Source organism: Bradyrhizobium sp. GW821-FHT13H05 (assembly GCF_058804065.1).
The window spans coordinates 510,088-528,923 of sequence record NZ_JBXAPO010000004.1 but is presented as its reverse complement, the minus strand read 5'-3'; the positions used below and the strand labels follow the sequence as shown (position 1 = coordinate 528,923).

Genomic DNA, 18,836 nt, shown 5'->3' with positions numbered 1-18,836 from the left:
GGATTGCTTCGTCGCTACGCTCCTCGCAATGACGAAAGAGAACGGCGGTTCCACAGGACCAGGTCGCTCGCGGAGACGGAGCTGGAATGAAAGTCATCGGCCTTGCAGGCTGGAGCGGTGCGGGCAAGACCACGCTGCTGACGCGGCTGATCCCGCATTTCAATGCGCAGGGCCTGCGGGTCTCTGTCATCAAGCATGCGCATCACCAGTTCGACGTCGATGTGCCCGGCAAGGATTCCTGGCGCCATCGCGAGGCGGGCGCGGCCGAGGTGCTGGTGGCTTCGTCGAACCGCTGGGCGATCATGCACGAGCTGCGCGGCGCGGCCGAGCCGCGGCTGCCGGAACTATTGAGCAAGCTGTCGGCCGTCGATCTCGTCGTGGTGGAAGGTTTCAAGCGTGAGCCGCATCGTAAGATCGAGGTGTATCGCGCCGCCAATGGCAAGCCGCTGCTGTTTCCCGACGATCCCGGCATCGCTGGGATCGCGACCGATATAGCGGTTGACACTCGCCTACCGACTGTCCATCTCGATGATATCGAGGCCGCGGCGGCGCTGCTGCTGCGTGCGGCGATGCCGGTCGAGGAAGCGGTGGCAAAAAGCGCCGCGATGCGCTGACGAGGTACCATGGCGCAACTGTCGGACGATTGTTTTGCCTTCGGCGGACCGATGATGTCGGTCGACGAGGCCGTTGGCCTGATCACGACTCGTGTCAATGCGATCGCCGGTTTCGAAACCGTGGGACTCGTCGATGCGGACGGGCGCGTGCTGGCGCGCGATATCGCGGCACCATTGCCGCTGCCGCCGTTCACCAACTCGGCCGTCGACGGCTATGCCGTGCGCAGCGCCGATCTTCCTGATAGCGCGGAGCAGGCGTTTCCGCTCGACGGCCGCATCCAGGCCGGCGGCCTTGCGCAAGCGTCGATCAAGCCCGGCCACACCGCGCGCATCTTCACGGGTGCGCCGATGCCGCCCGAGGCCGAGACGGTCTTCATGCAGGAGGATGTCTGCATCGACGAGGCCGGCAAGATCGTGCTCCCGCCCGGGCTTAAGCCCGGCGCGAATGTCCGCCCCGCGGGCGAGGACATTCCGCAAGGACACGTCGCGCTGCGCGCCGGCCAGCGCCTGCGGCCGCAGCATGTTGCGCTTGCCGCGGCCTTCGGACTGACCAGGCTCGATGTGGTCAGGCGCATTCGCGTCGCGGTGTTCTCGACCGGCGACGAACTGGCCTCGCCCGGCGAGCCGCGCGCGGCCTCGCAGCTGTTCGATTCCAACCGCTTCATGCTGATGGCAATGCTGCGCCGGCTTGGCTGTGAGGTCAGCGATCTCGGCATCCTGCGGGACGAGCGGGCTTCGCTCGCGAATGGCCTGAAGCAGGTGGCAGGCGGCCATGACCTGATCCTCACCACCGGTGGCGTCTCCACCGGCGAGGAGGATCACGTCAAGGCGGCGGTGGAGAGCATTGGTTCGCTGGTGCTGTGGCGGATGGCGATCAAGCCCGGCCGACCCGTTGCGATGGGCATCATCGGCGGCACGCCGCTGATCGGATTGCCCGGCAATCCCGTTGCGAGCTTTGTCACCTTCGTCCACGTGGTGCGGCCGACCGTGCTGGCGCTGGCAGGCAGTCTGCCGGAGACGCTGTTGCCGATCCCGGTGCGTTCGGCGTTCGCCTACAAGAAGAAGATCGGCCGCCGCGAATATGTTCGCGCCTCGTTGCGGCGCGGAGAGGACGGCGCTCTTGAAGCGGTCAAGTTCCCGCGCGAAGGCGCCGGGCTGTTGTCGTCGCTAGTCGAGACCGATGGCCTGATTGAACTCGGCGAGGACATCATGCGTGTCGAGCCGGGGCAGGGCGTAGGTTTCTTGTCCTATGCCGATCTGCTCTGATGCAGTTGCGTTGACGCCATCGCCTCACCCCGCCATGTTGCGCCCATGACTAGAATGAAGACCAGAACCACGCTCGATCTTACCGGGTTGAAATGCCCGCTACCCGCCCTGAAGACGCGCAAGGCGCTCAAACCGTTACAGCCGGGCGATCAGCTCGAAGTCCACTGCACCGATCCCCTGTCGGTGATTGACATTCCGAACCTGATCCGCGAGACCGGCGACACGGTGGAGATCACCGAGCGCAACGACGCGCGCATCGTGTTCTTGATAGAAAAATCAAATGGTTCGATAGAGGGCGTCAATGGTGCGCTGCGTTCGTGAGAACGTTACCGCGCTGATACCGACCTTTTGTCTATCGACATCGATCATGGCTTCTGCCCAAATTGACTTTCTCCGTGCAGGCGCGGAGGTTGAGTCTTGTCTGCGATACGCGGATCAACGGGCCGCACACGAAGCTTGCACGTCGTATCGGGACAGAGCCCCGCTCGAGGGGTTAACTTTTGGATGTGCGTGACGATCCTGGCGCGCGTCGGATGATTGTGCGGAGCAGCAGGGACAGAGGCTGCACCGCAACGGGCTGAGGACAGGATCTTAGCGGCAGGTTGCTCAGAAGGGCAGCTGAGGGGAGGAATCTATGGCTACTATCGAGAGCGCTGGGACCATTTCGGGCGCTGGCGCGGGTTTTCTTGATCGCGAGCGGACCATCGCAACCGCCGGCTTCAATCGCTGGCTGGTGCCGCCGGCGGCGCTCTGTATCCATCTCTGCATCGGCATGGCTTACGGCTTCTCGGTGTTCTGGCTGCCGCTCTCGCGCGCGGTCGGCTTGACCGCGCCGAAGGCGTGCGCAGACATGTCGCTATTCCAGGAACTGTTCACGACCAGCTGCGACTGGAAGGTCGCCAGCATGGGGTGGATGTACACGCTGTTCTTCGTGCTGCTCGGTATTGCGGCTGCGGTCTGGGGTGGCTGGCTGGAACGCGTGGGTCCGCGCAAGGCCGGCTTCGTCTCGGCGCTGTGCTGGTGCGGCGGCCTCTTCCTCGGTGCCATCGGGGTCTACACCCATCAGCTCTGGCTGCTGTGGCTGGGTTCGGGCGTGATCGGCGGCATCGGTCTTGGCCTTGGCTACATCTCGCCGGTATCGACGCTGGTGAAGTGGTTCCCGGACCGCCGCGGCATGGCGACCGGCATGGCCATCATGGGCTTCGGCGGCGGCGCCATGATCGGCGCGCCGCTGGCGAACCTGCTGATGAACTACTTCAAGACTCCGACCTCGGTCGGCGTCTGGGAGACCTTCGTCGCGATGGGCGTCATCTACTTCGTGTTCATGATGATCGGCGCGTTCCGCTATCGCCTGCCGCCGCCCGGCTGGCAGCCCGAGGGCTGGACCCCGCCGTCCAAGGCCAACGCGATGATTTCGAAGGCCAACGTCCATCTCAACGACGCGCACAAGACACCGCAGTTCTGGCTGATCTGGTGGGTGCTCTGCCTGAACGTGTCGGCGGGTATCGGCGTGATCGGTATGGCCTCGCCGATGTTGCAGGAGATCTTCGCCGGCAAGCTGATCGGCCTGCCGGATGTCGGCTTCAACGCGCTCGATGCCGGGCAGAAGGCGCAGATCGCGGGTATCGCCGCGGGCTTCGCCGGATTGCTGTCGCTGTTCAACATCGGCGGCCGCTTCTTCTGGGCCTCGCTGTCGGACAAGATCGGACGCAAGAACACCTACTATACGTTCTTCATCCTCGGCATCGTGCTCTATGCGTTGGCGCCGACCTTTGCGGCGATGGGCTCGAAGCTGCTGTTCGTGCTCGGCTTCGGCATCATCCTGTCGATGTATGGCGGCGGCTTCGCGACCGTGCCGGCCTATCTCGCCGACATGTTCGGCACGCAGTTTGTGGGCGCCATCCACGGAAGGCTGCTGACGGCATGGTCCACCGCGGGCATTATCGGCCCCGTCGTGGTCAACTATATCCGCGAGTTCCAGCTCGCGGCCGGCGTGCCGCGTGACCAGCTCTACAACACCACCATGTACATCCTGTGCGCGATGCTGATCGCGGGCCTGATCTGCAACTATTTGATCAAGCCGGTCGATCCGAAATGGCACATGAAGGAGGCCGATGTCGCCAAGTTGCAGGCGGCGAGCGCCAGCGCCGCTGCTGCGGGGCCGCACGGTTCCTACGGCATCGGATTTGGCGGGCTTGACGCCAAGGCGGCGCTGTTCTGGGCCTTCGTCGGCGTTCCCCTGCTCTGGGGTGTCTGGAAGACGCTGGAGAGCGCGGTCAAGATCTTCTGATCGCCGTCGAGACAGAAGCGGGACGCTTATCAAAGGCGTCCCGCGGCGTTCGTCCTTTTAGACATCATCGAGAATGGGACTTAGGGGGATTCTGATGCTTCGTACCCGTATCTGCCTTGCCGCCGTGCTGCTGGCCGCAAGCGTTCATGCCGCGTCCGCGCAAACCGCGGCGGCGCCTGCCACCACCGCACCGGCCGCGACCACCGAGGCCAAGCCGGGCAAGATCAAGCTCACCGTGCAGAAGCTGAAGGACATGAAGGCGAAGTGGACCGCCAACAAGCCGAAGCTGAAGGCCTGCCGCACTGACGTGAAGGCCAAGGGCCTGATCGGCGACGACCGCTGGTTCTACATCGAAGAGTGCATGAACAAGACCTGATGCGGGTTCCACGTCGCGTTTGCGTAAGGGGGCGTGGCAGCGCGACTGCCCGCCTCCTAAATGGTTATAGAGACGTTCTAAATTTGCTTGGCGTCTGGTATACCAGAAGCTAGAATCGCCCGGAATGAGACCTGACCGAGGGGATGCGGGCGACGCGATTCCCGAATGTCAGGCCTGGAAATGCGGGTGGATCGCGATGGCAATCTCGCCCTGAGATCATCGCGCTTTTAGGGAGAACGCGGCGTTTCCATGAGCAGCAACGACGACGTTCACAAGGTCAGAGAATTCGAGCATCCGGGGGAGGGGCGCCGGCGCGCCAAATCCACGCCCAAAGGGCGCCAGGTCGATCCGACCGCCGCGCATGAGATCGAGCAGCTGCTTGGCGACCGGCCGCGGCGGCGCGACCTGCTGATCGAATATCTGCACCTGGTCCAGGACAGATATCACCAGATCTCGGCCGCACATCTCGCCGCGCTCGCCGACGAGATGAAGCTTGCGTTTGCCGAAGTATTCGAGACCGCGACGTTCTACGCGCATTTCGACGTGGTAAAGGAAGGCGAGCCCGATATCGCGCCGCTGACGATCCGCGTCTGCGACTCGCTGACCTGCGCAATGCTCGGCGGCGAAAAACTGCTCGCGGATTTGCAAGACGCCGCGGGCCCCGGCATCCGCGTCGTGCGCGCGCCCTGCGTCGGTCGCTGCGACACTGCACCTGCTGCGGAAGTCGGACATAATTTCGTCGACCATGCCACCGTCGCCAACGTGCTGGCCGCAGCGAAGGCCGGCGAGACGCACGCGCATCTGCCCAAATATATCGACTACGACGCCTATGTCGCCGGCGGCGGCTACAAGCTGCTCAATCGCGTGCTATCAGGCGAATTGCCGAAGGACGATCTGCTGAAGGGGCTCGACGACGCCTCGCTGCGCGGCCTCGGCGGCGCCGGCTTCCCGACCGGGCGCAAATGGCGCGCGGTACTCGGCGAGCCCGGTCCGCGGCTGATGGCGATCAACGGCGACGAGGGCGAGCCCGGCACGTTCAAGGATCGCGTCTACCTCGAAAGCGATCCGCATCGTTTCATCGAGGGCATGCTGATCGGTGCGCATGTCGTGCAGGCCTCCGATGTCTACATCTATCTGCGCGACGAATATCCAGCCTCGCGCGAGATTCTCGAGCGCGAGATCGCCAAGCTCCCGCCGGGCGGTCCGACGCTGCACATGCGCCGCGGCGCCGGCGCCTATATCTGCGGCGAGGAATCCTCGCTGCTCGAAAGCATCGAGGGCAAGCGCGGCTTGCCCCGGCACAAGCCGCCTTATCCGTTCCAGGTCGGCCTGTTCGGCTTGCCGACGCTGATCAACAACATCGAGACGCTGTGGTGGGTGCGCGACATCGTCGAGAAGGGCGCCGATTGGTGGAAGGGCCATGGCCGCCATGAGCGTCACGGCCTGCGCAGCTTCTCGGTCTCGGGGCGCGTGAAGAATCCCGGCATGAAGCTCGCGCCTGCGGGCATCACGGTGCGCGAGCTGATCGACGAATATTGCGGCGGCATGGCCGACGGCCATCAGTTCTACGCTTACCTGCCGGGCGGGGCCTCCGGCGGCATTTTGCCGGCGGCGATGGACGACATCCCGCTCGATTTCGGCACGCTGGAGAAATACGGCTGCTTCATCGGCTCGGCCGCGATCGTGATCCTGTCGCAGAAGGACAGCGTGCGCGCGGCGGCGCTGAACCTGATGAAGTTCTTCGAGGACGAGAGCTGCGGCCAGTGCACGCCGTGCCGCGTCGGAACCCAGAAGGCGGCGTTGCTGATGCAGAAGCCGGTCTGGAACCGCGCCCTGCTGGAAGAATTGAGCCAGGCGATGCGCGATGCCTCGATCTGCGGGCTTGGACAGGCGGCATCGAACCCGCTGACCACCGTGATCAAATATTTCCCTGACGAGTTCAAGGAAGCGGCCGAATGACCAAGATTACGTTCGAACTCGACGGCAAGCAGGTCGAGGCCAGTCCCGGCGAGACGATCTGGCAGGTCGCGCACCGCCAGGGTCGCGAGATCCCGCACCTCTGCTATTCGCCGGCGCCCGACTATCGCCCCGACGGCAATTGCCGCGCCTGCATGGTCGAGATCGAGGGCGAGCGCGTGCTTGCGGCATCCTGCAAGCGCACGCCGTCAGTCGGCATGAAGGTGAAGACCGAGAGCGCGCGTGCGGTGTCTGCGCAAAAAATGGTGATGGAGCTGCTCGTCGCCGACCAGCCGGCGCGCGAGACCTCGCACGATCCGGACTCGAAATTCTGGCACTGGGCCGAGACGACCGGCGTCACCGAGAGCCGCTTCCCCGCGGCGGAGCGTTGGGCAACCGACGCCAGCCATCCGGCGATGCGCGTCAATCTCGATGCCTGCATCCAGTGCGGCCTGTGCGTGCGTGCCTGCCGCGAGGTCCAGGTCAACGACGTCATCGGCATGGCTTATCGTAGTCACGGCTCCAAAATCGTGTTCGACTTCGACGATCCCATGGGCGAGTCCACGTGCGTCGCCTGCGGCGAATGCGTGCAGGCCTGTCCGACCGGAGCCCTGATGCCGGCCGTGATGCTCGACGAGAACCAGACCCGCGTCACCTATGCCGACAAGAAGGTGGATTCGCTCTGCCCGTTCTGCGGCGTCGGCTGCCAGGTCACCTACGAGGTCAAGGACGAGAAGGTGATTTATGCGGAAGGCCGCGATGGCCCCGCCAACCACAATCGCCTCTGCGTCAAGGGCCGCTTCGGCTTCGACTACATCCACCATCCGCATCGCCTGACCAAGCCGTTGGTGCGGCTGCCGAATGCGAAGAAGGATTCCAACGACCAAGTCGATCCCGCCAATCCCTTCACCCATTTCCGCGAAGCGTCGTGGGAAGAGGCGCTCGACATCGCCGCCAAGGGTCTCGTCAAGATCCGTGACACCAATGGCGTGAAAGCGCTGGCGGGCTTCGGCTCGGCCAAGGGCTCGAACGAAGAAGCCTATCTGTTCCAGAAGCTGGTGCGCACCGGTTTTGGTTCGAACAATGTCGATCACTGCACACGGCTGTGCCACGCCTCGTCGGTGGCGGCGCTGTTCGAAGGCCTGAGCTCTGGCGCGGTGTCGGCGCCGTTCGCGGCCGCCATGGACGCCGAGGTCATCATCGTGATCGGCGCCAACCCGACCGTGAACCACCCGGTCGCCGCGACCTTTATCAAGAACGCCGTCAAGCAGAACGGCGCAAAACTGTTCGTGATGGATCCGCGCCGGCAGACGCTGTCGCGCCATGCGACCAAGCATCTGCAGTTCAAGCCCGGCTCCGACGTCGCCATGCTGAACGCGATGATCAACACGATCATCACGGAAGGCCTGACCGACGACCAGTACATTGCCGGCTATACCGAGGGCTTCGACGACCTCAAGGAGAAGATCAAGGAGTTCACGCCGGAGAAGATGGAGGCGATCTGCGGCATCCCGGCGCAGACGCTGCGCGAGGTCGCGCGGACCTACGCGCGCGCGAAATCGTCGATCATCTTCTGGGGCATGGGCATCAGCCAGCACGTCCACGGCACCGACAATGCGCGCTGCCTGATTGCGCTGGCGCTGATCACCGGCCAGGTCGGTCGGCCCGGCACCGGCCTGCATCCGCTGCGCGGCCAGAACAACGTGCAGGGCGCCTCCGACGCCGGTCTGATCCCGATGTTCCTGCCGGACTATCAGCCGGTCGGCCGCGACGATTTGCGCGGGGCCTTCGAGAAGCTGTGGGACCAGGACCTCGATCCCGTGCGCGGCCTCACCGTGGTCGAGATCATGAACGCGATCCATGCCGGTGAGATCAAGGGCATGTATATCGAGGGCGAGAATCCCGCGATGTCCGATCCCGATCTCCAGCATGCGCGCCAGGCGCTCGCCATGCTCGATCATCTCGTGGTGCAGGATCTCTTCGTCACCGAGACCGCATTCCATGCCGATGTCATCCTGCCGGCCTCGGCCTTCGCCGAGAAGGAAGGCTCCTTCACCAACACCGACCGGCGCGTGCAGCTCGCGCGCCAGGTGATCAAGCCGCCGGGCGATGCACGGCAGGATCTCTGGATCATCCAGGAGATCGGCAAGCGCATGGGCCTGCCGTGGAATTATGCCGGTCCCGGCGATGTCTTCACCGAGATGGCGCAATTGATGCCGTCGCTGAAGAACATCACCTGGGAGCGGCTGGTGCGCGAAGGCGCGGTGACCTATCCAGTCGACGGTCCCGACATGCCCGGCAACGAGATCATCTTCACCACGGGCTTCCCGACCGCGAGCGGGCGGGGCAAGATCGTGCCGGCTCACGTCATCCCGCCGGACGAGATCCCCGACGACGAGTATCCGATGGTGCTTTCGACTGGCCGCGTACTGGAACACTGGCACACCGGCTCGATGACCCGCCGTGCGCAGGTGCTCGACCAGATCGAGCCGGAGGCGGTCGCGTTCATGAGCCCGAAGGACATGCGGAAGAAGAAGCTCGCCCCCGGCGATTTCATTCGTCTGGAGACCCGCCGCGGTGCGGTCGAGGTCAAGGTCCGCTCCGATCGCGACGTGCCGGAGAACATGGTGTTCATGCCGTTCTGCTATGCCGAGGCGGCTGCGAACCTGCTTACCAATCCGGCGCTCGATCCGTTCGGCAAGATTCCGGAATTCAAGTTCTGCGCGGCGCGGGCAGAGCGCGCGGAGATGAGGGACGCGGCGGAGTAGGGGAAGGCCTCGTCGTCATCGCGCACGAGGCTTGCCACATAAACCGCTGTCATTCCCCGCGGAGGCGGGGAATCCAGTACGCCGCCGCCCATCGATTCAATCATAACTGTCTCGGCGTACTGGATCGCCCGGTCAAGCCGGGCGATCCAGTGGTTGTGTGGTGCCAGCTTGCCCTACCGTCATTGCGAGCGCAGCGAAGCAATCCAGATTGTCTCCGCGGGAAGACTCTGGATTGCTTCGTCGCTTCGCTCCTCGCAATGACGGTGGTAAACGTAGCCGATGTCCAAAGTCACTCCCGCCACACGCGCGCTTACGGCCGCCGGTGTTCCATTCACCGTTCACACCTATGACTACGATCCCGACGCCGAGAGCATCGGCCTTCAGGCAGCCTCTGCGCTCGGCGAAGACCCGGCGCGCGTGTTGAAGACGCTGATGGCGCTGGTCGACGGCAAGCCGGTCTGCGTCATCGTTCCGTCACACCAGGAAGTCTCGATGAAGAAACTCGCTGCCGCGGCCGGCGGCAAGTCGGCGCAGATGATGAAGCCGCCCGAGGCCGAGCGCGTTACCGGCTACAAGGTTGGCGGCATCAGCCCGTTCGGGCAACGCAAGCAGGTAGGCACCGTGATCGAGCAGAGCGCGCTCGCGCATGAGTATGTGTATGTCAATGGCGGCCAGCGTGGACTGCAGGTGCGGCTCAAGCCGGCCGATGTGCGGGACGTGTCGAGGGCGGTCGCCGCGGAATTGGTCGCCTGATCGGCGCGCTCTGCTACTGCTTCTGCAGCAGCTTGAGCCGGCAGCGCAGCGCCTCGCGGATGTGCGCGCGGGCGAGCTGCTCGGCCCTGTCGCCGTCGCGTGCGGCAATCGCGTCGATGATCTTCTGGTGCTCGCCGTGGCTGGTCGAGGGGCGTCCCGTCACCGTGAAGGTGGTCGGACCGAGCAGCGCGATCCAGTCCTGTAGTTCCCGGGAGGCGTTGTCGAGATAGCGGTTGCGCGCGGCGCGGCAGATGGCCTCGTGGAAGGCGCGGTTGAGCCGGGCCATCTCCGCGGCGTCGGTCCCGGACGCCTCGACAAAGGACTGTTCGATATCCCTGAGCGCGTGGACCTCTGGCGCTGAGGCGTGCTCAGCGGCTAGGCGCGCGGCGGCGCCTTCCATGATCTCGCGCATGGCATAGAGCTCGAGCACTTCTGATATGTCGAGGTTGCGCACGATCAGGCCGCGGCCGCCGGCGGGCTCGACGAAGCCGCGCGCCGCGAGGCGGCCGAAGGCTTCGCGAACCGGTGTGCGGCTGACCTTGAGCCGCTGCGCGACCTCTTCCTCGCGCAGGCGGTCGCCGGCGCGGTAGCTGCCGGCCTGGAGCGACTCGCAAAGCGAGCGGAACACGGCTTCGCCCAGTGCGACACCGGCACCGCGCGCGATCAATCCGCCTGCCTTTGCCGGGCGTCTGGCCATGCATCCTCATCGGCCGCCAAGCGCATCCTGCCCATGCAGAGATGCCGCTTGCGCCGGTTTTGTATATCTTTGTATACAAAGGTGCGCAATGGCAGGCCGCATTGACCGGGTCTGCCGGCGGGCAGAATGTCTCTAACTTCGTCGCATCGGGCAGACGGCATGAGCAGCAAATACGACGTGCTGGTGATCGGCGGCGGCAACGCTGCGCTATGTGCGGCGATTAGCGCCCGGCGCGGCGGCGCCTCGGTGCTGGTGCTTGAAGGCGCGCCGAAATTCTATCGCGGTGGTAACACCCGCCACACCCGCAACATGCGTTGCGCCCATGATGCCGCCACCGAGATTCTGACGGGCCCCTATACCGAAGACGAGTTCTGGGAGGATCTGTTACGCGTCACCGGCGGGCAGACCGACGAGGTGCTCGCCCGCCACATGATCCGCGAGTCCAAGGACATCCTGAACTGGATCGTGGAGCAGGGCGTACGCTGGCAACCCTCGCTCGGCGGCACGCTGAGCCTCGGCCGCACCAACTCCTTCTTCCTCGGCGGCGGCCGCGCGATGCTGAATGCACTCTATCTGACTGCCGAGCGGCTTGGCGTCGACGTGGAATACGACGCCGAGGTCACTGACCTCGTGATCGAGGACGGCATGTTCCTCGCAGCTCGCCTCAAGCGGCCGATCAAGGGCGAGACCGAGATCCGCGCGACGTCGCTGGTCGCCGCCGCCGGCGGGTTCGAGGCCAACATCGAGTGGCTGAAGCAATATTGGGGTGAGGCCGCCGACAATTTTCTGATCCGCGGCACGCCCTATAACCGCGGCTCGATCCTGAAGATGCTGCTCGACAAGGGCGTGGAGGAGGTCGGCGATCCCACCCAGTGCCATGCGGTCGCGATCGACGCCCGCGCGCCGAAATTCGACGGCGGCATCATCACGCGCCACGACTCCGTCGTGTTCGGCATCGTCGTCAACAAGCATTCGCAGCGCTTCTACGACGAGGGCGAGGATATCTGGCCGAAGCGCTATGCGATCTGGGGCCGGCTGGTCGCGGCGCAGCCCGACCAGATCGCTTACATCATCTTCGATTCCACTGTCGTCACCAGCTTCATGCCGACGCTGTTCCCACCGATCGCCGGGCAGACGATTGCTGAGCTCGCCGGCAGGCTCGAGCTCGACCCAGTTGCTCTGGAAAAGACGATCACCGAATTCAACGCCGCGGTGCGGCCCGGTACGTTCGATCATACGATCCTGGACGATTGCGTGACCGAAGGCGTTACGCCGCCAAAGACGCATTGGGCACGCCGGATAGAGACGCCGCCCTATCTCGCCTATCCGGTGCGGCCCGGCATCACCTTCACCTATCTCGGCACGCGCGTGACCAAGGAGGCGCGGATGCTGATGGCGGACGGCAAGCCGTCGGCCAACATGTTCGCGGCCGGCGAGATCATGGCCGGCAACGTGCTCGGCAAGGGCTATGCTGCCGGCATGGGCATGACCATCGGCAGCGTGTTCGGGCGGATCGCAGGGCGGGAAGCGGCGCGCCATGCCAAGAACTAGAATGAAGAAAAGATACAGGGAACAACCATGTCACGCATTGCCATTGCTTCGATCACGGCGCTGCTGATCGCCGGCCAGGCCCGCGCCGCCGAGCCGATCACCCTGCGCGACATGGGCTCGTTCCATGTCGGCGGACGCCTTGTCGAAATCTCCGGCAAGCCGGTGAGGGAGGTCGTGTTCGCGCCTGGCGGCGTGCCGGCCAAGGTCGATCCCAACGGCACCTATCAGGTCGAGCAGATGTACGTGCAGTATTTCCTGCCGGCAAACGAGAAGGGCGCCTATCCGCTGCTGATGTGGCATGGCGGTGGACTGACCGGCGTGACTTACGAGACCACGCCTGACGGACGCGAAGGCTGGCTGAATTATTTCCTGCGCAAGGGATGGGCGGTCTACAATTCCGACGCGGTGGAGCGCGGACGCGCAGGCTGGGCGCAATACCCCGATATCTTCAAGGGTGAGCCGGTCTTCCTCACCACGGCCAATCCGTTCGAGCGCTTCCGCATCGGCGATGGGCCGAACTCCTACGATCCCGATCCGGCCAAGCGGAAATTGTTGCCGGGCAACCAGTTTCCGGTCGAAGGCTACGAGAATTTCGTCAAGCAGAACGTGCCGCGCTGGACCACGACTGACGACGCGACCGTCGCCGCCTATATCGCGGAGATCGATCGCGTCGGTCCCTCGGTGATCCTGTTCCATAGCCAGGCTGGCACCTTCGGCTTCAAGGTCGCGCAAGCCCGGCCCGACAAGGTCAAGGCGCTGATCGCAATCGAGCCGGCCGGCATCGGCGATCTCGCCAAGGCAGATGTGCTGAAGAACATTCCGACCCTCATCATCTATGGCGACTATATCGAGCGCGATTCGCGCTGGCCCAAGATCCGCGCCAACGGCATCGCCTTTGCGGACGCCATCAAGGCGGCCGGGGGCAGCGTCGACATCGTCGATCTCCCGCAGGCCGGCATCAAGGGCAATTCGCATATGGTGATGATGGACAAGAACAACCTCGAGGTCGCAGCCCTGATCCAGAAATGGCTCGAGGGCAAAGGCCTGACGAAGTAAAAGCCATGCACGGAACCCAAATTCTGGACGAAGCCGACCGCCTGATGACGGTCTGCAATTCCTGCCGCTACTGCGAGGGTCTTTGCGCGGTATTTCCCGCCATGGAGATGCGGCGCGCCTTCTCCGACGGCGACCTCAACTATCTCGCCAACCTCTGCCATTCCTGCGGCGCCTGCTACGTCGACTGCCAGTTCTCGCCGCCGCATGAATTCAACGTCAACGTCCCGCAGACGCTTGCGATCGCGCGCGCCGAATCCTATGCGGCCTATGCCTGGCCGCAGGCGCTGTCGGGCGCCTTTGCACGCAACGGCCTCGTCATCAGCATCGTTGCCGCGCTCAGCATGGCAGCGTTCATCCTTGGTTTCGCCGCGCTGAACGACCGCGGCGTGCTGTTCGGCGTCCATACCGGGCCGGGCGCGTTCTACAGACTGATGCCGCACAATGCGATGGCCGCGCTGTTCAGCGCCGCATTTCTCTACGCCATCCTCGCGCTGGCCATGAGTGTACGCGCGTTCTGGCGCGACATCGGCACGCCGATCGGCGGCCGGGCCGATGGCGGCTCGATCTTCCAGGCGATCCGCGATGCCGGCGAGCTGCGCTATCTCCATGGCGGCGGCGTCGGCTGCTACAACGAGGACGACAAGCCGACCGACCGGCGCAAGCTTTTCCATCACCTCACATTCTACGGCTTCCTGCTGTGTTTTGCCGCGACGTCGGTCGCAACGCTCTATCACTACCTCTGGGGACGCGAAGCGCCGTATCCGTGGTGGGATCTGCCCGTGGTGCTCGGCACGCTCGGCGGCATCGGCCTCATCGTCGGACCAATCGGGCTGTTTGTCGCGAAGTCACGCCGCGCGCCGGAGCTGCTCGACGAGAGCCGCTACGGCATGGATGTCGGCTTCATCGCCATGCTGTTCCTGACCGGGCTCACCGGCATGCTGCTTCTGATCCTGCGCGAGACTGCTGCGATGGGGCCGCTGCTGGCATTGCACCTTGGCGCGGTGTTCGCGCTGTTCATCACCATGCCCTACGGCAAGTTCGTGCACGGCATCTATCGCTTCGCGGCGCTGGTGCGTTACGCGCAGGAGCGGCCTAGCGAAGCTGGCTCCTGAGAGTCAGACGGTGCGGAATCGGCCTTCGTGCAGGAAGGCGATTGTCTGTGCGATCGCGGCGGAGTGACGCGGCAGCCCGGTGTGGGTCGCCTTCACGACGACATGGTCGGCCATGCCGGCCAGCATCGCGCTTTGCACCGAGACGCGCCCGTCATTCGGCTTCGGCAGGACGAAGAGGCCAGCGACGGGATCGATGAAGCGGTTTCCCGCGATCACGCCGACGGGATAGTCCACGGCGGGCAGGGCGTTCGGCCGGGGCTCGGTCGTGAGCTCGAGCCCCGCAGGCCCGTAGAATGCGCGGTACAGCCGAGATCCACTCAGGAGATCGGCGATTTCACTGCCGCCGTTGGGGGTGCCCAGCATCACGATGCCGGCGAGCCGCGCCGGGCGATATCTGGCGATATAGGCGCGCGCCACGAGGCCGCCCATTGAATGCGCGACGAAGTGCAAGGGTGCGTCGCGCTGAGTGAAGCTCGTGACCGCCGGATGGATGTCGTCCGCCAGGGCCGCGATCGGCTTGCGGCGGCTGGCATAGTCGATGTTGAGCGTTGTGAAGCCGCCCCCCTGAAGCGACCGCTCAAGGCTTTTCATGGATGCCGAGGTGCGCGCGATGCCGTGAAGCAGAACCACTCCCGGGCATCGCGCGTCGCCTGATTGAGGTGCCTCGTGCATCTTGGCTTACGCCACCTCGCGCTCCGGCGCGGACGCCTGCTCGCGGGCCATCGTCGTCGCCGTGACATAGTCGGTCTTGCCGGTGCCGAGCAGCGGCACCTTGTCGACCACCATGATCGCCGCGGGAACGGTTAGCTCAGAGGCGCCGATCGCCTTGGCCTGGGTCTGCATCGCGCTGCGCTCGGCACTCTTCTCCGTGGTCAGCAGCACGATGCGCTCGCCCTTGCGCTGGTCCGGGATCGACACGGCGACCGAGCCGGCCTGCGGCCATAGCGTTGTCGCGATAGCCTCGACCGCCGACAGCGAGACCATTTCGCCGGCGATCTTGGCAAAGCGCTTGGCGCGGCCCTTGATGGTGATGAAGCCGGCGGCGTCGATCGCCACGATGTCGCCGGTGTCGTGCCAGCCCTCGGCTAGCGGTTCGAGCACGCCAGGATTCTCCGCGCGCAAGTAACCGAGCATTACGTTCGGTCCGCGCACCGAGAGGCGTCCGCCTTCCTCGATGCCGGGGACCGGATCGAGCTTGCTTTCCATCAGCGGCGAGAGGCGGCCGACGGTGCCGGGGCGGTTGGCCATCGGCGTGTTCATCGCCAGCACGGGCGCCGTCTCGGTGACGCCATAGCCTTCGAGGATGCGGATGCCGTAGCGCTCCATGAATACTTGCCTCGTGCGGTCCTTGACCGCCTCGGCGCCGGCGATCACGAGGCGTAAGGTGCGGAAGTCGTAGGCATGGGCCGAGCGTGCATAGCCGGTGAGGAACGTGTCTGTGCCGAACAGGATGGTGGCGCCGGTCTGGTAGATCAGCTCGGGCACGATCCGGTAGTGCAGCGGCGAGGGATACATGTAGATCGGAATGCCCGCGAGCAGTGGCATCATCATTCCGCCCGTCAGCCCGAACGAGTGGAACACCGGCAGCACGTTGAACACCTTGTCATTGGCGTTGGCATCGACCCGCGCCAGTGCTTGCGCCGCGTTGGCAAGGATGTTGCGATGGGACAGCACCACACCCTTGGGCGTGCCTTCCGAGCCCGACGTGAACAGCACGACGGCCGGATCGTTGGCCTGGCGGGCAACGCGCGGCGTCGTGCCGGCGAGCAGGCCCTTGATCTTGTCGGCGGTGCCGATCGAGGCGCGGACATCCTCGAGATAGACGACGCGCGCCTCCGCGGAGATTGCGGCCATCAGCTTGTCGAGCTTGCCCTTCTCGATGAAGGCCTTCGAGGTCAGCACGGTCTTGACCTGCGCGGCCTTCATGGCGGCGAGAACATTGACCGGGCCGGCCGAGAAGTTGAGCATCGCCGGGACACGGCCGATGTTCTGCAGTGCCATGAAGACGACGGCGACGCCTGCGGAGTTCGGCAGCAGCACGCCGACATTCTCGCCGACGGAGGTGCCGGTCTCGAGCTTGCGGCTCAGGACCTGCGCGCCGAGGATCAGCTTGCGATAGGTCAGCTGGGTGCCGAGCGCGTCCTCGACGATGACCTTGCCGGTGTCGCGGTCGCGATAGGCGTGTCCGAGCGCTTCGAACAGCGTGTGATCGAGCATGGCATTCTTGACCATCGCGTCGATCATCACGTCCTGGAGCGCGGCGCCAGCGGCATTGCGGCGCGCCTTGCCCTTCAGCGCCGGATCGACCGGAAGCTTGACCGGCGGCAGGATCGTGACCGTCACCCGCGGAAACCACGAGCGCTTGATCTGACTGCTGTTGAGGTAGCTTAGATGCGAGCGCTGCGCGCCTTCGATGCGGACGGGCACGACCACGGCGTCGGCCTTGTCCGCGATCATCGCGGTGCCGTCATAGACCTTCATCAGCGAGCCGGAGACGGTGATGCGTCCCTCCGGGAAGATGACGACTGGTTCGCCGGCGGCGACGAGCTTGATCAGGTCGCGCGCGGCCAGCGGCTTGGTCGGGTCCATGGTGTAGTGCTTGACCACGCGCAGGAACGGCTTGGCCCACCAGGCCTTGGCGATGCCGGTATCCACCGCGAAGCTCGCGTCGATCGGCAGCACGGCGTGCAGCAGCGGGCCGTCGATCAGGCTGACATGGTTGGGCGCGATCAGCATGCGGGTGCCAGGAGGCGGCAGGTTCTCGAGCCCGCGAACCTCGGTGCGGAACAGGGCGCGAAACAGCAGTCCGCCGAAGTCGCGCACGCCCTCCTTGCCCCATTTCGTCAGCACGAACCACACCGCGCCGAAGCTGGCGAGGCCGAGGCCGAAGAAGATCCAGCCGACATGCAATCCGCCCGCCTGGAGCAGCGCGACGAACAGCGAGCCGACCACCATGAAGGCGGCCTGCAGCACGTTGCCGGCGGCGATGATGCGGGCGCGCTCGGACGGAGCCGACCAGGCCTGGACGGCGGCGAACGAGGGGACGACGAACAAGCCGCCGCCGAATGCGAAGGCGACGAAGTCGGCCAGCATGCGCAGTCCCGCGAACGAGGTTGCGAAATCGGCCGCGGTGATCTCGTGACCCTTGCTGGTCACAGCGATGGCCCATGCGAGATCGAGGCCGGCGCAGCCCATGATGATGGCGCCGATCGGCACCAGCGCGAGGTTCGGGCGAACGTGACTCAGGCTGGCCGCGAACAGCGAGCCGATGGCAATGCCGATCGCGAAGGTCGCAAGGCACAGCGTGACCACGCCTTCGGTGCCGCCGACGACCTCCTTGACCAGTGCCGGCAGCAGCGAGAGCACGATGGCGCCGACCAGCCAGAACCAGGAGACGATCACGGTCCCATCCCACAGACGGTGGTCGGCGTGCAACGTCTTGAGCAGGCCGAGCGTCGAGGTCCAGGGATTGGCGTCGACGGGCAGATCGGGCGCGGAGGGTGTTGTCTGCGGGATGCGGGAAGCGAACGCCCAGGACAGCAGGGCCAGCACGACCACGGCCGAAGCGACCCAGCCCATATGCGCGGAGCCGGCCACGAACTGCCCGCCGGCGACGGTACCGAGCAAGATGGCCATGAAGGTCGCGCCTTCGACCAGCGCGTTGCCGGTCGCGAGTTCGCCGAGTTCGAGCTGATCCGGCAGCATCGAGTATTTCACGGGGCCGAACAGGGCGGCGATGATGCCGAACAGCGCGAGCGCTGCGAACAAGAGCGGCACCGAATGCAGGAAGAAGCCGGCGGCGGCAGAGGCCGCAGCAAAAATCTCGGCGAATTTGAGTCGCCTTGCGACGACGGATTTGACGTATTTGTCCGCGAGCTGGCCGCCGAGCCCGGACAGGATGAAATAGGGGAAGATGAAGACGGCGCCAGCCACCGTCACCAGGGCGTCGCCGTGGCCGGTTGCGGCACTGTAAAGCAGGATGATGACGAGTGCGTTCTTGAGCACGTTGTCATTGAGCGCCGAGAAGAATTGCGCCCAGAACAGCGGCGCGAAGCGGCGTGACGACATCAATTCGCTGATCATGATCAGTCCTGTTTTGGAAAAGCAGCCTGAGAGAGTTACGTTGTCGGTAAGGCGTCACGACCGGAATCGTATGGGACGAACAATGGCTGGATGACGACGGTCGCCGGCCTGCTCAGTCCCCTCGGTCCCTCCGATCCTTTTGGTCTCCAAGTGGTCTCGTTAGGTTCGCAAATATCTGGGTCCGGCCGCAGTTCGGGCGCAAAGGCCGCACCTACCGGGTATCGAGCCGGCGATGAGGAAAAGCTGAATCGCACCGCCGAGGGCCTCGGAATCCGTTGCGAATGTCGGGACATGGTAATTCCTTCCTTGCGTCC

At 64.8% G+C, this 18,836-nt stretch carries 14 protein-coding genes; 11 read left to right on the top strand and 3 right to left on the bottom strand.

What is annotated here, in order from left to right; translation table 11 throughout:
* Window positions 1–86 precede the first annotated feature (86 nt).
* The 8 genes from mobB (at window position 87) to ybaK (ending at window position 10,023) form a co-directional block, all read left to right on the top strand.
* On the top strand, window positions 87–614 hold the full coding sequence (gene mobB / locus AC1RR3_RS15670) for a molybdopterin-guanine dinucleotide biosynthesis protein B (RefSeq protein WP_492824003.1): 528 nt from the start codon (window positions 87–89) through the stop codon (window positions 612–614).
* Between the two features lie 9 nt (window positions 615–623).
* A complete protein-coding gene (locus AC1RR3_RS15665; protein WP_492824002.1) occupies window positions 624–1,880 on the top strand; it encodes a molybdopterin molybdotransferase MoeA in 1,257 nt (418 codons plus the stop codon).
* Window positions 1,881–1,925: 45 nt separating this feature from the next.
* Window positions 1,926–2,201, top strand: a complete 276-nt coding sequence (locus AC1RR3_RS15660) for a sulfurtransferase TusA family protein (protein ID WP_492824001.1) — start codon at window positions 1,926–1,928, stop codon at window positions 2,199–2,201.
* Window positions 2,202–2,514: 313 nt separating this feature from the next.
* A complete protein-coding gene (locus AC1RR3_RS15655; protein WP_492824000.1) occupies window positions 2,515–4,170 on the top strand; it encodes an OFA family MFS transporter in 1,656 nt (551 codons plus the stop codon).
* A gap of 94 nt (window positions 4,171–4,264) precedes the next feature.
* Window positions 4,265–4,546 carry a hypothetical protein gene (locus AC1RR3_RS15650; protein ID WP_492823999.1) on the top strand — a complete coding sequence of 94 codons (282 nt, stop codon included), beginning with the start codon at window positions 4,265–4,267 and terminating at the stop codon, window positions 4,544–4,546.
* 249 nt (window positions 4,547–4,795) lie between these two features.
* A complete protein-coding gene (locus AC1RR3_RS15645) occupies window positions 4,796–6,505 on the top strand; it encodes an NADH-ubiquinone oxidoreductase-F iron-sulfur binding region domain-containing protein (protein ID WP_492823998.1) in 1,710 nt (569 codons plus the stop codon).
* Entirely contained in the window at window positions 6,502–9,270 is a 2,769-nt protein-coding gene (gene fdhF / locus AC1RR3_RS15640; protein ID WP_492823997.1) for a formate dehydrogenase subunit alpha, read from the top strand. Before AC1RR3_RS15645 ends, fdhF begins: the two co-directional genes overlap by 4 nt.
* 279 nt (window positions 9,271–9,549) lie before the next feature.
* Window positions 9,550–10,023 carry a Cys-tRNA(Pro) deacylase gene (gene ybaK, locus AC1RR3_RS15635; protein WP_492823996.1) on the top strand — a complete coding sequence of 158 codons (474 nt, stop codon included), beginning with the start codon at window positions 9,550–9,552 and terminating at the stop codon, window positions 10,021–10,023.
* A gap of 13 nt (window positions 10,024–10,036) precedes the next feature.
* Here ybaK and AC1RR3_RS15630 read toward each other — a convergent pair whose 3' ends face one another.
* Window positions 10,037–10,720, bottom strand: a complete 684-nt coding sequence (locus AC1RR3_RS15630) for a GntR family transcriptional regulator (RefSeq protein WP_492823995.1) — start codon at window positions 10,718–10,720, stop codon at window positions 10,037–10,039.
* Between the two features lie 159 nt (window positions 10,721–10,879).
* On the opposite strand from AC1RR3_RS15630, the gene tcuA reads away from it, so the two are divergent.
* From tcuA to tcuB, 3 genes are read left to right on the top strand one after another with little or no spacing between them, the layout of a single operon-like run.
* Window positions 10,880–12,271, top strand: a complete 1,392-nt coding sequence (tcuA, locus tag AC1RR3_RS15625) for an FAD-dependent tricarballylate dehydrogenase TcuA (RefSeq protein WP_492823994.1) — start codon at window positions 10,880–10,882, stop codon at window positions 12,269–12,271.
* Between the two features lie 27 nt (window positions 12,272–12,298).
* Window positions 12,299–13,327 (top strand): alpha/beta hydrolase, encoded by a 1,029-nt coding sequence (locus AC1RR3_RS15620; protein WP_492823993.1) that lies wholly within the window; start codon window positions 12,299–12,301, stop codon window positions 13,325–13,327.
* A gap of 5 nt (window positions 13,328–13,332) precedes the next feature.
* Window positions 13,333–14,439 carry a tricarballylate utilization 4Fe-4S protein TcuB gene (gene tcuB / locus AC1RR3_RS15615; protein WP_492823992.1) on the top strand — a complete coding sequence of 369 codons (1,107 nt, stop codon included), beginning with the start codon at window positions 13,333–13,335 and terminating at the stop codon, window positions 14,437–14,439.
* 3 nt (window positions 14,440–14,442) lie between these two features.
* Here tcuB and AC1RR3_RS15610 read toward each other — a convergent pair whose 3' ends face one another.
* Together AC1RR3_RS15610 and AC1RR3_RS15605 are read right to left on the bottom strand one after the other, a co-directional pair.
* Entirely contained in the window at window positions 14,443–15,111 is a 669-nt protein-coding gene (locus AC1RR3_RS15610) for an alpha/beta hydrolase (protein ID WP_492823991.1), read from the bottom strand.
* A gap of 6 nt (window positions 15,112–15,117) precedes the next feature.
* Entirely contained in the window at window positions 15,118–18,522 is a 3,405-nt protein-coding gene (locus AC1RR3_RS15605; RefSeq protein ID WP_492823990.1) for an acyl-[ACP]--phospholipid O-acyltransferase, read from the bottom strand.
* Window positions 18,523–18,836: the final 314 nt, after the last annotated feature.

Excerpts from the sequence above, each read along its gene's own strand:
- mobB (WP_492824003.1), top strand. The coding sequence starts at position 87 with ATGAAAGTCATCGGCCTTGCAGGCTGGAGCGGTGCGGGCAAGACCACG.
- AC1RR3_RS15665 (WP_492824002.1), top strand. The coding sequence starts at position 624 with ATGGCGCAACTGTCGGACGATTGTTTTGCCTTCGGCGGACCGATGATG.
- AC1RR3_RS15660 (WP_492824001.1), top strand. The coding sequence starts at position 1,926 with ATGACTAGAATGAAGACCAGAACCACGCTCGATCTTACCGGGTTGAAA.
- AC1RR3_RS15655 (WP_492824000.1), top strand. The coding sequence starts at position 2,515 with ATGGCTACTATCGAGAGCGCTGGGACCATTTCGGGCGCTGGCGCGGGT.
- AC1RR3_RS15650 (WP_492823999.1), top strand. The coding sequence starts at position 4,265 with ATGCTTCGTACCCGTATCTGCCTTGCCGCCGTGCTGCTGGCCGCAAGC.
- AC1RR3_RS15645 (WP_492823998.1), top strand. The coding sequence starts at position 4,796 with ATGAGCAGCAACGACGACGTTCACAAGGTCAGAGAATTCGAGCATCCG.
- fdhF (WP_492823997.1), top strand. The coding sequence starts at position 6,502 with ATGACCAAGATTACGTTCGAACTCGACGGCAAGCAGGTCGAGGCCAGT.
- ybaK (WP_492823996.1), top strand. The coding sequence starts at position 9,550 with ATGTCCAAAGTCACTCCCGCCACACGCGCGCTTACGGCCGCCGGTGTT.
- AC1RR3_RS15630 (WP_492823995.1), bottom strand. The coding sequence starts at position 10,720 with ATGGCCAGACGCCCGGCAAAGGCAGGCGGATTGATCGCGCGCGGTGCC.
- tcuA (WP_492823994.1), top strand. The coding sequence starts at position 10,880 with ATGAGCAGCAAATACGACGTGCTGGTGATCGGCGGCGGCAACGCTGCG.
- AC1RR3_RS15620 (WP_492823993.1), top strand. The coding sequence starts at position 12,299 with ATGTCACGCATTGCCATTGCTTCGATCACGGCGCTGCTGATCGCCGGC.
- tcuB (WP_492823992.1), top strand. The coding sequence starts at position 13,333 with ATGCACGGAACCCAAATTCTGGACGAAGCCGACCGCCTGATGACGGTC.
- AC1RR3_RS15610 (WP_492823991.1), bottom strand. The coding sequence starts at position 15,111 with ATGCACGAGGCACCTCAATCAGGCGACGCGCGATGCCCGGGAGTGGTT.
- AC1RR3_RS15605 (WP_492823990.1), bottom strand. The coding sequence starts at position 18,522 with ATGATCAGCGAATTGATGTCGTCACGCCGCTTCGCGCCGCTGTTCTGG.